This window comes from Microbacterium sufflavum (genome assembly GCF_023091155.1).
GTDB classification, from domain to species: Bacteria; Actinomycetota; Actinomycetes; order Actinomycetales; family Microbacteriaceae; genus Microbacterium; species Microbacterium sufflavum.
This window is the reverse complement of sequence record NZ_JAHWXK010000001.1, coordinates 2,238,278-2,258,084: the sequence shown is the minus strand read 5'-3', so window position 1 is coordinate 2,258,084 and position 19,807 is coordinate 2,238,278. Positions and strand designations below refer to the sequence as shown.

Here is a 19,807-nt window from a genome sequence, read left to right as displayed (position 1 = left end):
CTCGTCCCCGTGAGGACCCCGCGCTAGCGTCGCAGCTCCCGGTCCTCGGCAGAAGGAAACGCCATGCTCCACGTCGGCCCCGCCCCGCACCTCCCCGAACGGCCCCGCCGTCCGCGAGACGTCCGGACCGCACGGGCATGACGGCGGCGTTCCGCGTCGAACCGTGGTCGGTGAGCGTCACGGGAGTGGATGTCGAGCATCTGGCGCAGGAGGAGTCGGTGTTCGGACTCTCCAACGGGCACGTCGGCTGGCGCGGCAACCTCGACGAGGGCGACCCGCGCGGGGTCGCCGGCAGCTACCTCAACGGGGTCTTCGAGGACCATCCGATGCCGTACGCCGAGGACGGCTATGGTTATCCGGAGACCGGGCAGAGCGTGATCAACGTGCCCAACGGGCAGCTCATCCGTCTGCTCGTGGACGATGAGCCGTTCGATGTGGAGCACGGCACGGTGCACCGGCATGAGCGGCGCCTCGATCTGCGGGACGGGACGCTGCACCGCGAGCTGGAGTGGGAGTCGGCGGAGGGTCGGCGCGTGCAGGTCGCGTCCACCCGGCTCGTCTCGCTGCGACACCGCTCGCTCGCCGCTGTCCGGTATCGCGTGACGGCCCTGGAGCCCGTGGCCGTCACAGTCCTGTCGGAGGTGCTGGCGAACGAGCCGCTGCCGTCGCCGCACGCCGATCCCCGTGTGCAGGAGCTGCTCTCCCGCCCGCTCCAGGCCGTGGACTCCGCGGTGCTGGGGTCGCGCGCCACGCTGCTGCACCGCACCAGGCGCAGCGGCATCCACGTGGCGGTGAGCACCGATCACACGGTTTCCTCGACCGCCACCACCGCGCCCACGGTCACCGTGGAGGCCGACCGCGACCTGGCGCGCACCCGCGTCCACGTGGCGCTGGCGGCGGGCGAGGAGCTCGAGGTCGTGAAGTTCGTGGGCCACGAGTGGTCGGACTCGCTCTCGCCGCAGACGCTCCGCGACCGCGCGGACGAGGCCGTCGAGGAGGCCGTGCGCCTCGGATGGGAGGCGGTGGCGACGGGACAGCGCGAGGCGCTCGACGCGTACTGGGAGTGCGGCGACGTGCGGGTCGATGGCGACCCCCGCCTGCAGCAGGGCGTGCGGTACGCGCTCTTCCAGGTGTTCCAGGCGGCGGCGCGTGCCGAGGTGCGCTCCGTGCCGGGCAAGGGGCTCACGGGCTCCGGGTACGAGGGGCACACGTTCTGGGACTTCGAGGCGTTCGTGCTCCCCGTGCTCACCTCGACCGCGCCCGACGCGGCCCTGCAGGCGCTGCGCTGGCGGTACGCGACGCTCGATCACGCCCGCGAACGCGCGCGCACTCTGCACCTGGACGGGGCGACCTTCGCCTGGCGCACGATCGACGGACGCGAGAGCTCCGGCTACTGGCCGGCCAGCACGGCGGCGTTCCACATCAACGCGGCGGTGGCCGGCGCCGTGATGCAGTACGTCAGGGCGACGGGAGACCGCGACTTCGAGCGCGACGCCGGCGCGGAGATCCTGATCGAGACCGCGCGGCTGTGGCTGTCGCTCGGCCGCTGGGACGACGACGGCGGCTTCCATCTCGACGGGGTCACCGGCCCTGACGAGTACTCCGCGATCGTCGACGACAACACCTACACGAACCTGGCGGCGCGACGGAACCTGCGCGGTGCGGTGGCCGCGGCCCGACGCCACATCGAGGTCGCGGAGCGGCTCGGGGTCGACGACGCCGAGGTCTCGCGCTGGAACGACGCCGCTGACGCGATGACGGTGCCGTTCGACGAGCGGCGCCGCGTGCACGAGCAGTTCGCGGGGTCGACGCGGCATGCCGTGTGGGACTTCGACGCCACGCGACCCGAGCAGTACCCGCTGCACAGTCACTTCCCGTACTTCGACCTGTACCGCAAGCAGGTCGCGAAGCAGGCCGACCTGGTGCTCGCGCTGTACACGGAGCACGAGGAGTTCACGCGGGAGGAGAAGGCCAGGGCGTTCGCGTACTACGAGGCCCTCACGGTGCGCGACTCCTCACTCTCGGCCATGGCGCAGGCGGTGATCGCGGCGGAGCTCTGGCACCTCGACCTCGCCGCGGCGTACCTCGCGGAGCTCGCCGCGCTCGACCTCGACGACCTCCACGGCAACACCGCCGAGGGGTTGCACATCGCGGCGCTCGCGGGCATCTGGACCGGTATCACCGCGGGCTACGGGGGCATGCGCGACAGCGACGCCGGCCTCTCGTTCCACCCCCGGCTCCCCCGCAACATCACGCGGCTCGGGTTCGGGGTGCGCCTGCACGGGTGCATCCTGCATGTCGACATCACGCCCGACGACACGACCTACCGCCTGAGCGCGGGCGACCCCGTCACGGTGCGGCACGCGGGCCGAGCGGTGCAGCTCATCGCGGGCGAGCCCGTGACCCTGCCCACGCCGCCACCGGAGTCCCCGCTCACCCCCGAGCCGTCGCAGCCGCGCTGGCGAGAGCCCGGCGAAGCGCGCGAGGAGGGGTGAGCCCGCGCGCGCGACCTCGTGTCAGGCCGAGCTTTCGTCGCTGAGCTCGTCGAGCACGAGCTCGCCCCGGGCGTTCAGGCGCTCCATCATGCGCTCGAGCCGCGCCGGGTCGATCTTCGGCGGCGGCTCCTCGTCGAACTCCAGGACCAGCGGGATGCTCGGGTGCATCCACGCCGAGAGGCGCCCGGGATGCTTCTTCCCCGAGGGCCACGTCATCATGAAGCTCTCCTGACGGCGGAGCTTCGTCGAGATCACGATCTTCAGATGCACCAGGACGTCGTCGTCGACCTCGATCGGCGGCCGCGAGCTGTTGTACTCCAGCTTTCCCATGATCGAACTCTAAGCGTTCCCAGGAACACCGACGACCACTTCTCGCATCAGTTGTTGAAGCGGAATTCCACGACGTCGCCGTCCTGCGCAGGTCGTTCCGCTTCCAGACTGCGCTCATACGCCATATCTTTGACTGATGGCTCCCTCAACCCGCAAGATATTCTCCGTCGGACGCCGGATGCTGGTCTTTGTCGCGGTTGGGTACGCGTGCGGTGCGCTAGTGGGCGTCCTGGTCGTGCTTGCCTGGTTGCCAGGAGCGATGGTGACCTATTCGGAGAATCCCCAGTTCGTTGATCCTCGAACGTCGGGCGTTGCATGGAGCGCCGCGTTTGCGGTTGTCGGCGGAGCACTTGGATCGCTCGTCGGACTGGGCGCGGGGGTCATTCGTACCGCCATGGATTCGGAGGATGTAAACACCCCGTTGGCGCACTCTTGAACCGACGACCGCATCGTCGCCTGCCCTTGAATGACGTCGTCTAGCGGCTTACTTCGACCCGCCAGATGTGTTTCCGATACGGAACTCCACGACGTCGCCGTCCTGCATGACGTAGTCCTTGCCCTCCAGCCGGGCCTTGCCCTTCGCGCGGGCCTCCTGCACGGAGCCGGTGGCGACGAGGTCGTCGAACGACACGATCTCGGCCTTGATGAAGCCCTTCTCGAAGTCGGTGTGGATCACGCCGGCGGCCTGCGGGGCCTTCCATCCCTTGCCGATCGTCCACGCCCGCGCTTCCTTCGGTCCGGCGGTGAGGTACGTCTGCAGCCCGAGGGTGTCGAAGCCGATGCGTGCGAGCTGGTCGAGGCCGGACTCCTCCTGGCCCGTCGAGGCGAGCAGCTCGGCCGCGTCCTCCGGGTCCAGGTCCTTCAGTTCCGACTCGATCTTGGCGTCGAGGAAGATCGCCTGCGCGGGCGCGACCAGGGCCGCGAGCTCCGCCTTGCGCACGTCGTCGGTGAGCACCGCTTCGTCGACGTTGAACACGAAGATGACCGGCTTGACGGTCAGCAGGCCGAGCTCGCGGATCGGCGCGAGGTCGAGGCCGCTCGTGGACAGCAGCACGCCGCGCTCCAGCGCGTCCTTCGCCGCCTGCGCCGCTTCGAGGACGGACGGGTCGATCTTCTTCCCGCGCACCTCCTTCTCGTACCGGGTGATCGCCTTCTCGACGGTCTGCAGGTCGGCGAGCATGAGCTCGGCGTTGATGGTCTCCATGTCGGACGCCGGGTTCACCGCACCGTCGACGTGAACCACGTCGTCGTCGGAGAAGCCGCGCACGACCTGGGCGATCGCGTCCGCCTCGCGGATGTTCGCCAGGAACTGGTTGCCCAGCCCCTCTCCCTCGCTGGCCCCGCGCACGATGCCCGCGATGTCGACGAACGACACGGCCGCGGGGAGGATGCGCTCGCTGCCGAAGATCTCGGCGAGCTTCTCGAGCCGCGGGTCGGGCAGGTTCACCACGCCGACGTTGGGCTCGATCGTCGCGAACGGGTAGTTCGCCGCGAGCACGTCGTTCTTGGTGAGGGCGTTGAAGAGGGTGGACTTGCCGACGTTGGGCAGGCCGACGATACCGATAGTGAGAGCCACGGGGTACGAGTCTACCTGCGGGCCGTGATGCTGCCGCGCGGGGTCAGTCGCGCACGGCGCGGAACGCCTTCGTCACGTACGGCAGCTCGATCGTGGCGTCGTCGTGCAATCCCAGCTCGTCGAACAGGGCGTCCATGTCGCGGCGGATGCGCGCCTTCTCCGCGTGGTCGGCCGTGATGACGTAACTGCGCGACGACGCCATGCGGTGCATCACCTCGCGCGTCACCGGACGCACCCACTCCCAGCGCTCCTGCTCCACACCGCCGAACGGCGCGGCCACCACGGGGTCGCCCGCGGCGAGCATGATCTCGGCGTTGCTGCCGTGCATGATGTCGGTCAGGCGACGCACCCAGTCCACGCGCTCGTCGCGGAGGTTCCAGACCAGCCCGAGCACCCCTCCGGGGCGGACGACGCGGCCGATCTCCGCGGAGGCCGCGACCGGATCGACCCAGTGCCACGCCTGTCCCAGCACGACCGCGTCGAGACTCGCGTCCGGCAGCGGGAGGCGCTCGGCCGTGCCGACGAAGGTGGGCACCCCGGGCACCGCGTCGGGCAGGGCGGCGAGCATCGCGGGATCCGGATCCACCGCGACGACCTCCGTGCCCTCCCCCGCGACGAGGGCACGGGTGAGCTTGCCGGTGCCCGCGCCGACGTCGGCGATACGGCGGGCTCCTGCCGCCGCGCGGTCGAGCATCCACGCGACCGCCTCGAACGGGTATTCGGGGCGACCGACCTCGTAGCTGCCCGCCTGGCCGCCGAAGGAGGTCGCCTGCTCGTCGCTCATGTGGCCAGCCTACGGCGAGTCTGCGACCCGACGTCGGAGGCCCGGGAGAGAGTGAAGACGTGCCACTGGACTTCACTGCGATCGACTTCGAGACCGCGAACTCCAGCCCGGCCTCCGCCTGCGCCGTCGGACTCGTCCGCGTGCGCGGCGGCGAGGTCGTCGCCACCGCGGGCTGGCTCATCCAGCCGCCGCCCGGTCACGACGAGTTCATGGAGTGGAACGTCCGCATCCACGGCATCCGGCCGGAGCACGTCGCGACGGCCTCCTCCTGGGCGGATCAGTTCGACCGTCTGTGCGCCTTCGCCGGTGCCGACGTGCTCGTGGCGCACAACGCCGGATTCGACCTCAACGTGCTGCGCCGTGCGGCGGAGGCCACGGGTCAGATCTGCCCGCCCTACCGCTCGCTGTGCAGCCTCCAGGTGGCCCGCAAGACCTACCAGCTCGACTCGTACCGGCTCCCGCTCGCCGCGGCCGCCGCCGGGTACGACGAGTTCTCCCATCACGATGCCCTCGCCGACGCGCGGGCGTGCGCGCACATCGTGGTCGACGCCGCTCGGCGCGCCGCGGCCGCCGACGTCTTCGCCCTCGCCGACGCCCTGAGCCTGCGTGTGACCGAGCCCGCCCTCCCCGTCCTGGAGCGCGCGGTCGCCTGAGACCGCTCAGCGGTGCCTCCCGACGAATGTCCGACCCCGGGGGCACGATGGGCCCATGGATGCGCTGACGATCGTTCTGCTCCTCGTGGCCGTGGCCTCGGGCGTCGCCCTGGGCTGGTTCCTGCGCGCGAGTCGGGGCGCCGCCGACCTCGCCCGTGCCCAGGCCGAGCTCGCGGCCGCCCGTGACGACCGCGACCGGCAGTACGACCTGTATCGCGACGCGGTCGAGCACGGCCGCGCGGAGCAGCGCGCCGAGGCGCTGCGTGTGCAGCAGCAGAACGCCGTGCTGCAGGCGCTCGCCCCGGTGCGCGAGAGTCTGCAGCAGATGCAGTCCAAGGTCGCGGCCATCGAGCACGAGCGGCACGAGCAGTTCGGCACCCTCGCGGAGCAGCTGCGGCGTGCGCAGGAGTCCGACGAGGCCCTGCGCGCGACCACGGAGTCGCTCGCCGGAGCGCTGAAGTCGACCGCGACGCGCGGGGTGTGGGGCGAAGCACAGCTGCGCCGGGTGGTGGAGGCCGCCGGGCTCACGCGCCACGTCGACTTCGATCTGCAGACCACGATCTCCTCGGACCGCGGGCAGGGGCGCCCCGACATGGTCGTGCGGCTCGCCGGCGGCACGTCGATCGCGGTCGACGCGAAGGTTCCGCTCGACGCCTACCTCGAGGCCTCGGCGCTGCCCGTTGGCGACGCGCACGAGGCGCAGCGTCGCGCACACCTCCAGAAGCACGTGAAGGCCGTGCGCGCACACGTCGACGCCCTGGCGAAGAAGGCGTACTGGTCGGGCCTCGACGCGAGTCCCGAGTTCGTGATCTGCTTCCTGCCGAGCGAGTCGCTGCTCGCGACGGCCATCGACGAAGACCCGACGCTGCTCGACTACGCCTTCAGCCGCCGTGTGGCCCTCGCCTCCCCCGTCAACCTGTGGGCCGTGCTGAAGACCGTCGCCTACACGTGGACGCAGCAGGAGGTGTCGACCGAAGCACGTCGTCTGCTGACCCTGGGCACGCAGCTGTACGAGCGCCTCGGCACGCTCGCCGGTCATGCCGACGATCTGCGCCGGGCGCTCGAGCGCACGGTCGACAGCTACAACCGGTTCGCGGGGTCCCTCGAGTCGCGTGTGCTCGTGACGGCGCGGCAGTTCCCCGGAGTGGACGCGTCCGCGCTCAGCGCTCCGCCCGTCGTCACAGCGGACGGTCGTCGCTTCACCGCGGCGGAGCTGATCGGCACCGGTGGGGCCGGGCCGACCGTCGATGCCGCGCCGACCTCCGAAGCCGCGGCGGCGGTCGAACCCGCATCCACGGCCGTGCCGGTGGACAGCGGCGTGTCACGCACGGCCTCCGGAGCAGCGGAGCCCGCGGCACCGCCGGGCGAGACCCCGGACCTCCTGGACGGCCTCAGGGCCGACGTCGGCGAGGTGCGACGACGCCTGGATGAGGCGCAGACGTCCCGCCACGAATGAGCCGGAACGGCCAGGACGAGGACGCGTCAGGCGACGCCGGGCACGCCGCTGAGCAGCAGGATGACGAGGCCGCTTGTGGCGAGGAAGGCGCCGATCATCCACCAGGCGCTGATCTCGTGGCCCTCGTCACGTCGAACGCGGAACAGCACGTCGGCCCGACGAGCCGGGTCAACCTGCGGTTTCGCGGGGGCGGCCGGTGTGGTCACGGCGGCCTCGGCATCGGCGCTCACCCGGAGGATGCGTCCCGTGTTGGTGGTGATGATCTTGGTCGGTGCGGCGCTGGTCGAGCCACTCGTGTGCTGCGTTGTCATGCGTTCGCCCTCCTGTGCCTGCGGTGCCTGGCGGCTCCGTCGACGGCGACAAACCCAGTGACAATTGTGACACGACGCCTCGCGCGACCGGTGCCACGGTTCGCGCGCGCCGGTACCGGCTCGATAACGATGGCGTCGCCCGACACGGGCAGCCTTCGAGCTCAGAGCAGTCGATCAGCCGCGGAAGGAAATGTCACAGCCACTTCGACACGAGGTGCTCCGAGGCGATGCGGCGCAGTGTTCCCGAGGCCCCGCGCAGCACGACGCTCTCCGTGTAGACGTAGCCGCGCTCCCGGCGCACCCCCGCCACGAGCTGTCCGTCGGTGACGCCCGTCGCCACGAAGATCGTGTTGTTGCCGCGCACGAGGTCGTCCGCCTCGTACACCCTGTCCATGTCGAGTCCCGCGTCGATCCCGCGCTGGCGCTCGTCGTCGTCCCGCGGCCACAGCCGCCCCTGGATGTGACCGCCGAGGGCCTTGATCGCGCACGCGGTGACGATGCCCTCGGGGCTCCCGCCCACGCCCACGCACATGTCGGTGCGCGCATCGTGGCGGGCCGCGTTGATCCCGCCGGCCACATCGCCGTCGCTCATCAGCCGGGTGCCTGCGCCCGCGTCGCGGATGTCCTGGATCAGCTGCTCGTGCCGTGGACGGTTCAGCACCGACACCACGATCTCGTCGACCGGCTTGTCGAGCGCGCCCGCGAGCCGGCGGATGTTCTCGCCGATCGGGAGCCGGATGTCGACCACGCCCACGCCCGCCGGTCCCGTCACGAGCTTGTCCATGTAGAAGACGCTGGACGCGTCGAGCATCGTGTCGCGGTCGGACACCGCGATCACGGAGAGGGCGTTCTGTCGTCCGGCGGCGGTGAGGGACGTTCCGTCGATGGGGTCGACCGCGATGTCGCACAGCGGGCCCTGCCCGGTGCCCACGACCTCGCCGTTGAACAGCATCGGGGCGTTGTCCTTCTCCCCCTCGCCGATCACCACGCGGCCCTGGAAGTCGACCGTGCCGAGGAACGCGCGCATCGCGTCGACCGCGGCACCGTCGGCCGCCTCTTTCGCGCCGCGACCGATGAAGGGCACGGCGCGGATCGCTGCCGCCTCCGTCGCGCGGACGAGCTCCATCGCCAGGTTGCGGTCGGGACGGAGCGGGCTCAGGTCGGCAGTCAGACTCACCATGCGGCCAGCCTAGCTACGTGGGCGCGCGAACAGCCCTCCTTTCCGCCGGTATCTCGCGAAGGAATCGCACTTCTTAACAGCACGGCAGATCGTGCGCCGCCGAACGCTCCGCTCGCCTGCACGAGCCGGACAGGCGCCCCGATAGAGTGGCACCTGTCCCGGCTTCACCTACCGCAGGAGTTCTCATGCCCGTCGCCACCCCGGATCAGTACGCCGAAATGCTCGACCGCGCGAAGGCCGGCGGCTTCGCATACCCCGCGTTCAACGTGTCCAGCTCGCAGACCATCAACGCCGTCCTGCAGGGACTCACCGAGGCCGGCTCCGACGGCATCATCCAGGTCACCACGGGCGGTGCCGACTACTTCGCCGGTCACACGGTGAAGGCCCGCGCGACCGGCGCCCTCGCCTTCGCGCGCTACGCCACCGAGGTCGCCAAGAACTACCCGGTCACCGTCGCGCTGCACACCGACCACTGCCCGAAGGACGCCCTCGCCGGCTTCGTCGAGCCGCTGATCGCCGCCTCCGAGGAAGAGGTCAAGGCCGGCCGCAACCCGATCTTCCAGTCGCACATGTGGGACGGCTCGGCCGTGCCGCTGGCGGAGAACATCGAGATCGCCAAGGAGCTCCTCCCCCGCATGAAGGCGATCAACGCGATCCTCGAGGTCGAGATCGGCGTCGTCGGCGGCGAGGAGGACGGCGTCGCGCACGAGGGCTCGAACGAGGCGCTCTACACAACGTTCGGCGATGTCGACCAGGCCGTGCAGGCGCTGGGCCTCGGCGAGCAGGGCCGCTACATCGCCGCGCTCACGTTCGGCAACGTGCACGGCGTGTACAAGCCCGGCGGCGTGAAGCTGCGCCCCGAGCTGCTGGGCGAGATCCAGGCCGAGGTCGCCGCGAAGTACAACACCGGACCCAAGCCGCTCGACCTCGTCTTCCACGGCGGATCCGGCTCGACCGACGAGGAGATCGCGCTCGCGGTCGCCAACGGCGTCGTCAAGATGAACATCGACACCGACACCCAGTACGCCTACACCCGCGCGATCGCGGACTACATGTTCAAGAACTACGACGGCGTGCTGAAGGTCGACGGCGAGGTCGGCAATAAGAAGCAGTACGACCCCCGCGCCTGGGGCAAGATCGCCGAGTCGGCGATGGCCGCTCGCGTGGTCGAGTCGACGCGTCAGCTCGGTTCGCACGGTCAGTCGAAGAGCTGATCGCAGGATCACGAACGAAGGGGCCCGGCACTGTGCCGGGCCCCTTCTCGTTCACGGGAGATCAGCGGACGGTGCCGGCCGTCTGCTCCAGGTAGGCGAGGAAGGCCGGGTCGTTCATCATCGGCACGGCGAGGCACAGCGACACCACGATCACCGTCACGATCGCGCCGACGACCGGCAGCCACCACGTCAGGCGACCACGGCGGAGGCGCCGGATCGACAGCGCCGCCGTGATGCACCAGCCCAGGACCAGCACGATCGCCGCGATCGTCCCCCAGGGACGACCCATGGCGTAGTTGGTGAACTCCCCCTCGATCCCGAGGATCGACATGGTCTCGTTCATGACGCGGCCGATATCGAGGTAGGACAGTCCGGTCACCACGACGTTCACGAGGCCGTAGGCGAGCAGCGCGATGGTCACGATCCGGTCGACGGGCCGGCGGCGCGGGGCGTCCACCGCCGGGGCCGGCGCGTGTGCCGGGGCGGGGAACGCCGGAGCCGTGGGCGCCGGCACGGCCTCGTCGATGAGCGGCAGACCGCGGGCCAGGCGCTGCTCCTCCGGCGTCGCGATCTCACCGTAGCGCGGGCGCTGATCTGTCATGCCGCCATGCTAACGCGCGTGTCTCCGACCGGCTCCCAGCCGAAGACCTCCGGAGACGGTGGCGGCCCCGGAGAAGTGGGGACTCCTCGGGGGCCGCGGGAGAGGAGCACTGGGGACGCTCCTCATCCAGGTCGGTCGCCGGCGCTGGGGACGCCTCTGGCGATCGGCAGCGCTCTGTATCGCGCTGCTTCTTCCATGGTAGGAACCCGCGGCCGGAAGAACCAGGGGTCGGAATTCAGATAGTGAACTCGTCGCCCTGCCCGCTGCCGAGCGCGTCGGCCCCGAGCTGCAGCGACAGGTTGCGGGCGGAGCGCTGCAGGCGGGAGACGAGCCGGCGATCCACCACCGCCTGGTCCGCCGGCAGCGAGATCGCGAGCGAGGCCGTCACCCCGGGGGCGATCACCGGCACCGCCACGCACGTCGCGCCGATCGCGTACTCCTCCTGGTCGACAGCCCAGCCCGGCGACTGCTCCAGCTGGGTGAGCAGCGTCCGCCGGTCGCTGATGGTCCGCGGGGTGAGCTCCTCCAGGCGGTGACGCGACAGGTAGTCGCGACGCTCCTCGTCGGGCAGCTCGGCCAGGATCTGCTTGCCGAGGGCCGTGGCATGCGCGCTGGAGTGCAGCCCGACCCACAGCTCGACCCGGGGGTTGCGTTCCGCGTCGACGATGTCCACGAGATGCAGCTCGCCGTCCGCGAAGCGCGAGAGATAGGCCGTCGCGCCGAGGTCCTCGGTGACCGCCCGGAGCGCTGCGCGCACACGGGCCAGGAACACGCCGCGCGAGTCGCCCTGCTGCTGGAACGCCGGAAACCGGGTGCCGAGCACGAGGCCGTCGGGCTCCGCGCTCAGGTAGCCCTCGTGCACGAGCGTACGCACCAGGTTGTACGTGGTGCCGGGGGTGAGACCCGTGATCGCGGCTAGCATCTTGGGCGGCAGCGGTCGCGGGGAGTTCGCGACGATGTCGACGAGGCGGAGCGCGCGCTGCACCGACCCGATGAGGGTCGGCTCCGCCTCCGCCGCGCTCAACGCTACGCGCCTCCTCCGGCGGAGGCACGGCCTCCGAGGGCGCGGGCGTCGCGCTGGCCGGACGGGTCCTGGCGCAGCTCCTTCGGCAGGGAGAACATGAGGTCCTCCTCCGCGGTGCGCACCTCCTCGACGTCGCGGTACCCCGCGTGGCCGATCGCGTCGAGCACCTCGCGCACCAGCACCTCCGGCACCGAGGCGCCGCTGGTGACGCCGACGGTCTCGACGCCGTCGAGCCACTCCTGCTGGATCTCCTCGGCGTAGTCCACCCGGTACGCCGCCTTCGCCCCATACTCGAGCGCGACCTCGACCAGGCGCACACTGTTGGAGGAGTTGGCCGATCCGACCACGATCACCAGATCCGCGCCCGCCGCGACCTTCTTGATCGCGACCTGGCGGTTCTGAGTGGCGTAGCAGATGTCGTCGGACGGCGGGTTGTGCAGCTCGGGGAAGCGGGTGCGCAGACGATTGACGGTCTCCATCGTCTCGTCGACCGAGAGCGTCGTCTGCGACAGCCACACCACCTTCGACGGGTCCTTCACCTGGACGGTGTCGGCCTCCTCAGGAGAGTTGACGACCGTGACGTGGTCGGGGGCCTCGCCCGCGGTGCCCTCCACCTCCTCGTGCCCGTCGTGCCCGATCAGGAGGATCTCGAAGTCGTCGCGCGCGAACCGCACCGCCTCGCGGTGCACCTTCGTCACGAGCGGGCAGGTCGCGTCGATCGCGTGCAGTCCCCGGTCGGACGCGGCATTCACCACGGCGGGAGAGACCCCGTGCGCGCTGAAGACGACGTGGGCTCCCTCGGGCACCTCGTCGACCTCCTCGACGAAGATCGCCCCCTTCGCCTCGAGCTCGGTGACCACGTGGATGTTGTGCACGATCTGCTTGCGCACATAGACCGGGGCGCCGTAGCGCTCGAGGGCCTTCTCCACCGCCACCACCGCGCGGTCCACGCCGGCACAGTATCCGCGCGGCGCGGCGAGCAGCACGCGCTTGCGTCCTGGCACCGGGTTATCCTGAAGCCGCCCTGCCGCCGCACGCACGCGAGGAAGGCGGGGGACGGGAAGATGCACGGCTGTCGAGGTCACACCGGAATTCTATCGCCGTACAGCTGTGCGAGGCCGGGGAGAGCCCGGGCGGGAACGGGAGCAGATGACAGTCTTCGAAGCGACGACCGGACCGGGTGAGACCCCGCCCGCCGACGCCGTCGCCCCGCGTGACTCCACCGCACAGGCGCCCACCTCCGTCGCCCGGCTCAACGCCACCATCCGCGACTTCGTCGCCCGCTGGAACACGGTGTGGGTCGAGGGCGAGATCACGTCGTGGAACCAGCGCGCCGGGAACGTGTTCGCCCGGCTGAAGGACACGCGCTCCGACGCGCAGATCTCGATCCGGATCTGGTCGAGCGTGCGCGGGCGCATCCCTGCCGATCTCGGCGTCGGCGACCACGTGGTCGCGGCGGTCAAGGCGGACTACTTCGTGAAGTCGGGCGACTTCAGCTTCGCGGTCTCGACCATGAAGCACGTCGGCCTCGGCGATCAGCTCGAGCGCCTGGAGAAGCTGCGCGTGCAGCTGCGGCAGGAGGGGCTCTTCGACGCCGGCCGAAAGCTGCGCCTCCCCTTCCTCCCGCACGTGATCGGACTCATCACGGGCGAGCGCTCCGACGCCGAGAAGGACGTGCACCGCAACGCCGAGCTGCGGTGGCCGCAGGTGCGCTTCCGCACCGAGTACGCGGCCGTCCAGGGCGACCGCTGCGTGCCCGACACCCTGGCCGCACTCGCCCGGCTCGACGCCGACCCCGACGTGGACGTGATCATCATCGCCCGCGGCGGCGGCGACCCCCAGACGCTCCTGGGCTTCAGCGACGAGCGGCTGGTGCGCGCGGTCGCGGCCGCGCGCACCCCGGTCGTCAGCGCCATCGGGCACGAGAACGACCACCCGCTGCTCGACGACGTGGCCGACCTCCGCGCCTCCACCCCGACGGACGCCGCCAAGCGCGTGGTGCCCGACGTCGGCGAGCAGCGCGCGCTGATCGCCCAGCTCCGGTCGCGCGCGACCACGCGGGTCACGCAGCGCCTCACCCACGACATCGCTCAGCTCGAGCAGCTGCGGTCGCGACCGGTCCTGCGCTCGCCCGATCCGATCATCGACACCCGCGCACAGGAGTCCTGGCTGCTGGTGTCGCGCGGACGCGATGCCGTGCAGCGTCAGCTCGACGACGCCAGCCGTCGCACCAGCGAGCTGCGGGCGTCGCTGCGTGCCCTCTCCCCCGCCGCGACCCTCGCCCGCGGCTATGCGATCGCACACCTCGACGGGGGCGTGATCCTGCGGGATGCGGCGGACGCCCCGGCCGGCAGCGCCCTGACGATCACGGTCGACCGCGGGTCGGTCGCCGCGCGCTCGGAGGGCGAGATCGCGGAAGGCGCCTGAACCGGGCGCGTCCGTGCCACGACGTAGGATGGAGGAGTGAGCGCGCTGAACGACACCCCTGTGGACACGCTGTCGTTCGAGGCCGCCCGGGACGAGCTCGTCCGCGTCGTCGCCGAGCTGGAGCAGGGCGCTCCGACCCTCGAGCAGTCGCTGGCGCTGTGGGAGCGCGGAGAAGCGCTCGCCGCCCGCTGCGAGGAATGGCTGCTGGGCGCCAAGCGCCGCCTGGAAGCGGCACGCGCCGCCGCCGGTGACGCCGAGACGGACGGGGCGTCATGAGCAAGGGCCCCGCCATCAACGCCGACCTCGGCCGTCCGGAGACGGCGGAGGAGACCGCGGCCCGCAAGGCCGCATCCAGCAAGGCGTATCGATCCAGCCAGACCGTCCGCAACCTGGTCGCCGCGCTCCTCGTGACCCTCGCGGTCGTGCTCGTCATCGTGCTCGTGGTCCCGCGCGGCGAGCCGGTGGCGCAGAAGCCCATCGACGTCGCGGGCATCGCCGCCGATGTCGAGTCGTCCATGGGCGGACCCGTGATCGTGCCGGAGACCGGGAAGTTCTGGCGCGTCAACGCCGCGGAACTGCAGAGCGGAGCCACGGTCGTCTGGGAGGTCACGCTCGCCCCCGCGGCCCAAGACGAGCGCGGGTTCATCAAGCTCGCGCAGGCCTTCGACGCCGAAGCCTCCTGGGCCCCGCAGCGCCTGAACGGCATCGCCCCCACCGACACGATCCGCATCGGCGGGCTGGAGTGGGACGTGTACAAGCCAGGAAACGCCGGCGCCGACGCCAACATCTCGTACGCCATCGGCACGCAGGCCGGCGACGACTACGTGCTCCTCTACGGCTCCCGCTCGGCGGACTCGACCGCCGAGCTCGCCGAGTCGCTCGTCCCTCAGATCCGCACCGTCACGGAGGCCCGATGACCCACCCGCTCACTCCTTCCGCCGCCTGGACGCAGATGCAGGAAGGCAACCGCCGCTTCGTCCGCGACGAGCCGCAGCACCCGAACCAGAACGTCGCCCGCCGCAAAGACCTGACCGCCGCCCAGCACCCGGTCGCCACGCTCTTCGGATGCGCCGACTCCCGCCTCGCGGCGGAGATCATCTTCGACCTGGGCCTCGGCGACCTGTTCGTGGTGCGCAACGCCGGTCAGGTGATGGGCGAGTCGATCGTCGCGAGCCTGGAGTACGCGGTCGCGGTGCTGGAGGTGCCGCTCATCGTGGTGCTCGCGCACGACTCGTGCGGCGCGGTGCGAGCCGCGATCGACGGCACCGCGATCGACGCGGCACCGCTCCCCCCGCACATCTGGAAGCTGATCGCGCCGATCGTGCCCGCCGCCCGCAAGGTGCTGGCGGAGAGCGGGGGCGCCACGGTCGCCGACATCGACGCCGAGCTGGTCGGCCGCGAGCACCTGCGCAACACGGTGCACGACCTGCTGCAGTCGTCGGAGATCATCAGCAACGCCGTCGCCGAGGGCCGCCTCGGGATCGTCGGCGCCAACTACCGTCTGGCCGAGGGCGAGGCTGTGCCCGTCATCACGGTCGGGATCGACACCGAGGGGACCGTCCCCGCAACCAAGGAGGGTTCGGAATGACCGACGCCAACCAGCTCAGCGGCGCGAACGAGCAGGGCTACCGCATCGAACACGACACGATGGGTGAGGTGCGTGTGCCCGTGAACGCGCTCTACGGTGCGCAGACGCAGCGCGCCGTGGAGAACTTCCCGATCTCCGGCAAAGGCCTGGAGTCGGCGCAGATCGCCGCGCTCGCGCGCATCAAGAAGGCGGCGGCGCTGGCGAACAAGGAACTCGGCACGCTCGACGGTGCTATCGCCGACGCGATCGCCCAGGCCGCCGACCAGGTGGCGTCCGGCTCCCACGACGGCGAGTTCCCGGTCGACACGTACCAGACCGGCTCCGGCACGTCCTCGAACATGAACATGAACGAGGTGCTGGCCACGCTCGCCACGCGCATCCTCGGCGCGACGGTGCACCCGAACGACCACGTCAACGCCTCGCAGTCGTCGAACGACGTGTTCCCCACCTCCGTGCACATCGCGGTCACGCAGGCCCTGATCGACACGCTGATCCCCGCGCTCGACCACCTCGCCGTCGCGCTGGAGGCCAAGGCCGAGCTGTGGAAGGACGCGGTCAAGTCCGGCCGCACGCACCTCATGGATGCGACGCCGGTCACCCTCGGACAGGAGTTCGGCGGCTACGCCCGTCAGATCCGCCTGGGCATCGAGCGCGTGCAGTCCGCCCTCCCCCGCGTGGCCGAGGTCCCGCTGGGCGGCACGGCCGTCGGCACCGGCATCAACACGCCGCTCGGGTTCCCGCAGAAGGTCATCGAGCTGCTCGCCGCCGAGACCGAGCTGCCCATCACCGAGGCCAAGGACCACTTCGAGGCGCAGGCCAACCGCGACGGCCTGGTCGAAGCCTCCGGCGCGCTGCGCACGATCGCGGTGTCGCTCACCAAGATCAACAACGACCTCCGGTGGATGGGCTCCGGCCCCAACACGGGTCTGGGCGAGCTGCACATCCCCGATCTGCAGCCGGGCTCCTCGATCATGCCGGGCAAGGTCAACCCGGTCGTTCCCGAGGCCGTGCTGATGGTGTGCGCCCGTGTCATCGGCAACGACGCGACCGTGGCGTGGGCCGGTGCGTCCGGCGCATTCGAGCTGAACGTGGCGATCCCGGTCATGGGCACCGCCCTGCTCGAGTCGATCCGCCTCCTTGCGAACGCCTCGCGCGTGCTGGCCGACAAGACGATCGACGGCCTGCAGGCGAACCTCGACCGTGCCGCCGCGTTCGCGGGCATGAGCCCGTCGATCGTGACGCCGCTGAACAAGCTGATCGGCTACGAGGCCGCCGCGAAGATCGCGAAGCACTCTGTCGCGAAGGGCATCACGGTGCGCGACGCGGTGATCGACCTGGGCTACGTCGAGCGCGGCGACCTGACGCTGGAGCAGCTGGACGAGAAGCTCGACCTGCTGTCGATGACGCACCCCGGATGATCACCGGTCGCTGAGACGACGGATGCCGCGAGGACCTGGTCCCCGCGGCATCCGCTTTTTCCCGGCCTCGTCAGCTGAGCTCTCCGCCCTCCAGGAGTTCGGTGACGAGGGCCGCGATCGCGGAACGCTCCGAGCGGGTGAGGGTCACATGGCCGAAGAGGTCGTGTCCCTTGAGCGTCTCGATCACGCTGGCGATGCCGTCGTGGCGTCCGACGCGCAGGTTGTCGCGCTGACCGACGTCGTGCGTGAGGATGACGCGGGAGTTCTGACCCATGCGGCTGAGCACCGTGAGCAGCACGTTGCGCTCGAGGGACTGCGCCTCGTCGACGATCACGAACGCGTCGTGCAGCGAGCGTCCGCGGATGTGGGTGAGCGGCAGCACCTCGAGCATCCCCCGCTCGACGACCTCGTCGATCACGTTGCCCGAGACGACCGATCCGAGGGTGTCGTACACCGCCTGACCCCAGGGGTTCATCTTCTCGCCCTGATCGCCGGGGAGGTACCCCAGCTCCTGGCCGCCCACGGCGAACAGCGGCCGGAAGACGATGATCTTCTTCTGCTGCTGCCGCTCGAGCACCGCTTCCAGTCCGGCGCACAGGGCGAGGGCCGACTTGCCCGTTCCGGCGCGACCCCCGAGCGACACGATGCCCACCTCGGGGTCGAGCAGCAGGTCGATGGCGATGCGCTGTTCGGCCGAGCGGCCGTGCATCCCGAAGATGTCGCGGTCGCCGCGCACCAGCCGGAACTCGCCGTCGCCGGTGACGCGTCCGAGCGCCGATCCGCGCTCCGAGTGGATGATGAGACCCGTGTTGACGGGGAGCCCGTTGACGTCTTCGCTGATCCCGACCTCGCTCTCATAGAGGTCGCTGATGTCGTCGCCGGACAGGTCGAGGCTCGCGATGCCGGTCCACCCGGAGTCCACGGCCTGCTCGGCGAGGTACTCCTCGGCGCGCAAGCCGAGCGACGCGGCCTTGACCCGCATCGGGAGGTCCTTCGAGACGATCGTGACGTCCTGTCCGTCCTGTGCGAGGTGCATGGCGACGGAGAGGATGCGGCTGTCGTTGTCGCTCAGGCGGATGCCGACGGGCAGCACGGAGAGGTCGGTGTTGCCGAGGTCGACGCGGAGCGTGCCGCCCTCGCCGACCTCGACCGGGAAGTCCAGACGCCCGTGCTCGACCCGGAGGTCGTCCAGGTGACGGAGCGCCTGGCGGGCGAAGTAGCCGATCTCGGGGTCGTGCCGCTTGCCCTCGAGCTCGCTGATGACCACGACGGGCAGCACGATCGAGTGCTCCGCGAATCGGAAGAATGCCTGCGGATCGCTCAGCAGCACCGACGTGTCGAGCACGTAGGTGCGCAGGTCCTGATCGGGCTGCGCGGCCGAGGTGCTTCTCGAGGACTGACGGGTGGACTGCTGCGCGGTGCTGGCGGTGTGCTGCGCTGAACGTGTGGTCACGACCCACTCCCGACCCGGGGATTCCCGGCTATGCGAACGAGTCGACCAGGGGGTCACGAGTCGCGAACCTGGAGGCCGACCCGACCGGGCGCCTTGCCCGATGCCTTGACCGTACGACCGCTCCCCGGATTAACACGGGCTCGACACGCCAGCGAATATTAAGAGCTGATGAACGTCGTCTGGCCGAACGCCTGCAGGGTCTCGTCCAGCAGGCGGAGCGTCTCGGCGTCGGTCCCGGCGTGGGGCGCGATCCGGATCGACGATCCGCGGGCGGTCACGACGATGCCGGCGTTCGCGAGGGCGGCGGCGAGTCGCGCGGGCTCCTCGGGCGCGAGGGCCACGATGCCGGCGCGGTGCTCGCGTTCGCGCGGCGACACGACCTCGATGCCGTGTCGGTCCGCGATCTCGATCACGGTGTCGACGTGCTCCGCGAGCCGCGACTCGATCGCCGCGACCCCGGCGTCGCGCACGTCGCGTGCTCCGATCGCGAGGCGCCCTGCAGCCAGGGTGTCGGGCACGCTGACGGTGTAGGCGCGCGCGGACTCGGCGGGACCGGGGAGCGCGTCGACCACCAGCCCGGTCGCCGTTGTGCCGGTGATGCCGGAGAGGACCGGGGTGATGCGCTCTCTGGCGCGCGGAGAGAACCAGGCGAAGCCGCTCCCCCTGGCCGCTCTGAGCCACTTGTAGCCGTGGCCGATCACCACGTCGGCTGCGGTGTAGTCCACGTCGACGACGCCGAACGACTGGACCGCATCCACGATCAGCAGCCGGTCGGGCCCGAGCACGTCGCGCAGCGCCGCGAGGTCGACCCGGTACCCCGTCCGGAAGTCGACGTGGCTGACGGCCAGCGCGGTGACCTCGTCGTCCAGCGCCGCGGGCACGGCCTCCGGTGAGACCCGGCCGTCGGCGGGTGTGATCCACCGCGGCGTCAGGGCCCGGTCCGACGCGGCCGATGCGCGCTCCAGCGTGAGGCTGACGCTCGGGAACTCCGCGGTGGACGCGACGACGGTGCCGGTGAGGCCGTACAGCGCGTGCTGAAGCCCGTGTGTGGAGGACGGCTGCAGGGTGACGTCCGCGGCGTCCGCTCCCAGCAGCTCCGCGACCGTCTCCTGCGCCTGGCCGATGCGCTCCGCGACGAGCGCGAGGGACGACGGTCGCCCGCTCGCGAGGAGATCCGCATCCGCGAACACCTCCTCGCGCACCGAGGGCGAGAGGGGTCCGAAGGCCGCCCAGTTCAGATAGCCGGGTTCGGTGTCGAACGTGCCGACGTAGTCCTCGAGTGCGCTCACGTCGTCAT

General features: G+C 70.7%; 19 protein-coding genes. 9 read left to right on the top strand and 10 right to left on the bottom strand.

The features are described from left to right. Nucleotides 1-137: 137 nt before the first annotated feature. Nucleotides 138-2,495 carry a glycoside hydrolase family 65 protein gene (locus tag KZC56_RS10940; protein WP_247638558.1) on the top strand — a complete coding sequence of 786 codons (2,358 nt, stop codon included), beginning with the start codon at nt 138-140 and terminating at the stop codon, nt 2,493-2,495. A gap of 21 nt (nt 2,496-2,516) precedes the next feature. On the opposite strand, the gene KZC56_RS10935 is transcribed toward KZC56_RS10940, so the two are convergent. From KZC56_RS10935 to KZC56_RS10925, 3 genes are all read right to left on the bottom strand, one after another. Next, a complete protein-coding gene (locus tag KZC56_RS10935; RefSeq protein ID WP_136033498.1) occupies nt 2,517-2,825 on the bottom strand; it encodes a DUF7882 family protein in 309 nt (102 codons plus the stop codon). Nucleotides 2,826-3,309: 484 nt separating this feature from the next. Beyond that, the gene (gene ychF, locus KZC56_RS10930; protein WP_247638557.1) at nt 3,310-4,401 is read right to left on the bottom strand and encodes a redox-regulated ATPase YchF; all 1,092 of its coding nucleotides are present in this window, start codon (nt 4,399-4,401) and stop codon (nt 3,310-3,312) included. A gap of 43 nt (nt 4,402-4,444) precedes the next feature. Further along, nucleotides 4,445-5,185 carry a class I SAM-dependent methyltransferase gene (locus tag KZC56_RS10925; protein ID WP_247638556.1) on the bottom strand — a complete coding sequence of 247 codons (741 nt, stop codon included), beginning with the start codon at nt 5,183-5,185 and terminating at the stop codon, nt 4,445-4,447. 59 nt (nt 5,186-5,244) lie between these two features. Between KZC56_RS10925 and KZC56_RS10920 the strand changes: the two genes are divergently transcribed. Further along, complete coding sequence (locus tag KZC56_RS10920) at nt 5,245-5,838, top strand: 3'-5' exonuclease (RefSeq protein ID WP_247638555.1); 594 nt, start codon at nt 5,245-5,247, stop codon at nt 5,836-5,838. Between the two features lie 55 nt (nt 5,839-5,893). Then, nucleotides 5,894-7,294, top strand: a complete 1,401-nt coding sequence (locus tag KZC56_RS10915) for a DNA recombination protein RmuC (RefSeq protein WP_247638554.1) — start codon at nt 5,894-5,896, stop codon at nt 7,292-7,294. Between the two features lie 26 nt (nt 7,295-7,320). Here the strand turns inward: KZC56_RS10915 and KZC56_RS10910 are convergent, their stop codons facing one another. After that, nucleotides 7,321-7,605 (bottom strand): hypothetical protein, encoded by a 285-nt coding sequence (locus KZC56_RS10910; RefSeq protein WP_136033488.1) that lies wholly within the window; start codon nt 7,603-7,605, stop codon nt 7,321-7,323. Nucleotides 7,606-7,798: 193 nt separating this feature from the next. After that, a complete protein-coding gene (gene glpX / locus KZC56_RS10905) occupies nt 7,799-8,785 on the bottom strand; it encodes a class II fructose-bisphosphatase (RefSeq protein WP_136033486.1) in 987 nt (328 codons plus the stop codon). Between the two features lie 185 nt (nt 8,786-8,970). Here glpX and fbaA point away from each other — a divergent pair, with 185 nt between their 5' ends. Next, nucleotides 8,971-9,999 (top strand): class II fructose-bisphosphate aldolase, encoded by a 1,029-nt coding sequence (fbaA, locus tag KZC56_RS10900; RefSeq protein WP_136033484.1) that lies wholly within the window; start codon nt 8,971-8,973, stop codon nt 9,997-9,999. A gap of 61 nt (nt 10,000-10,060) precedes the next feature. Here the strand turns inward: fbaA and KZC56_RS10895 are convergent, their stop codons facing one another. The 3 genes from KZC56_RS10895 to KZC56_RS10885 all read right to left on the bottom strand — a co-directional run bounded on the left by KZC56_RS10895 (nt 10,061) and on the right by KZC56_RS10885 (nt 12,709). Continuing rightward, nucleotides 10,061-10,600: a DUF6264 family protein gene (locus KZC56_RS10895; protein ID WP_136044592.1), complete on the bottom strand. Its 540-nt coding sequence runs from the start codon at nt 10,598-10,600 to the stop codon at nt 10,061-10,063. 235 nt (nt 10,601-10,835) lie between these two features. Further along, nucleotides 10,836-11,624, bottom strand: a complete 789-nt coding sequence (locus tag KZC56_RS10890) for an IclR family transcriptional regulator (RefSeq protein WP_136033480.1) — start codon at nt 11,622-11,624, stop codon at nt 10,836-10,838. Between the two features lie 2 nt (nt 11,625-11,626). Then, the gene (locus KZC56_RS10885) at nt 11,627-12,709 is read right to left on the bottom strand and encodes a 4-hydroxy-3-methylbut-2-enyl diphosphate reductase (RefSeq protein WP_205814401.1); all 1,083 of its coding nucleotides are present in this window, start codon (nt 12,707-12,709) and stop codon (nt 11,627-11,629) included. 64 nt (nt 12,710-12,773) lie between these two features. Between KZC56_RS10885 and xseA the strand changes: the two genes are divergently transcribed. From xseA to KZC56_RS10860, 5 genes are read left to right on the top strand one after another with little or no spacing between them, the layout of a single operon-like run. Beyond that, nucleotides 12,774-14,051 (top strand): exodeoxyribonuclease VII large subunit, encoded by a 1,278-nt coding sequence (gene xseA, locus KZC56_RS10880; RefSeq protein WP_247638553.1) that lies wholly within the window; start codon nt 12,774-12,776, stop codon nt 14,049-14,051. A gap of 36 nt (nt 14,052-14,087) precedes the next feature. Next, the gene (locus KZC56_RS10875; protein ID WP_136033474.1) at nt 14,088-14,327 is read left to right on the top strand and encodes an exodeoxyribonuclease VII small subunit; all 240 of its coding nucleotides are present in this window, start codon (nt 14,088-14,090) and stop codon (nt 14,325-14,327) included. Beyond that, nucleotides 14,324-14,968 (top strand): DUF4245 family protein, encoded by a 645-nt coding sequence (locus tag KZC56_RS10870; protein ID WP_247638552.1) that lies wholly within the window; start codon nt 14,324-14,326, stop codon nt 14,966-14,968. The genes KZC56_RS10875 and KZC56_RS10870 overlap by 4 nt, the downstream gene beginning before the upstream one ends. Then, nucleotides 14,965-15,639 carry a carbonic anhydrase gene (locus tag KZC56_RS10865; RefSeq protein ID WP_136033470.1) on the top strand — a complete coding sequence of 225 codons (675 nt, stop codon included), beginning with the start codon at nt 14,965-14,967 and terminating at the stop codon, nt 15,637-15,639. Before KZC56_RS10870 ends, KZC56_RS10865 begins: the two co-directional genes overlap by 4 nt. Continuing rightward, nucleotides 15,636-17,057, top strand: a complete 1,422-nt coding sequence (locus KZC56_RS10860; RefSeq protein WP_136044595.1) for a class II fumarate hydratase — start codon at nt 15,636-15,638, stop codon at nt 17,055-17,057. The genes KZC56_RS10865 and KZC56_RS10860 overlap by 4 nt, the downstream gene beginning before the upstream one ends. A 70-nt stretch (nt 17,058-17,127) precedes the next feature. On the opposite strand, the gene phoH2 is transcribed toward KZC56_RS10860, so the two are convergent. Together phoH2 and KZC56_RS10850 are read right to left on the bottom strand one after the other, a co-directional pair. Beyond that, a complete protein-coding gene (gene phoH2 / locus KZC56_RS10855; RefSeq protein ID WP_136033466.1) occupies nt 17,128-18,510 on the bottom strand; it encodes an RNA 5'-3' helicase PhoH2 in 1,383 nt (460 codons plus the stop codon). A 158-nt stretch (nt 18,511-18,668) separates the two neighbouring features. Continuing rightward, nucleotides 18,669-19,799 (bottom strand): aminotransferase class V-fold PLP-dependent enzyme, encoded by a 1,131-nt coding sequence (locus KZC56_RS10850; RefSeq protein ID WP_247638551.1) that lies wholly within the window; start codon nt 19,797-19,799, stop codon nt 18,669-18,671. Nucleotides 19,800-19,807: the final 8 nt, after the last annotated feature.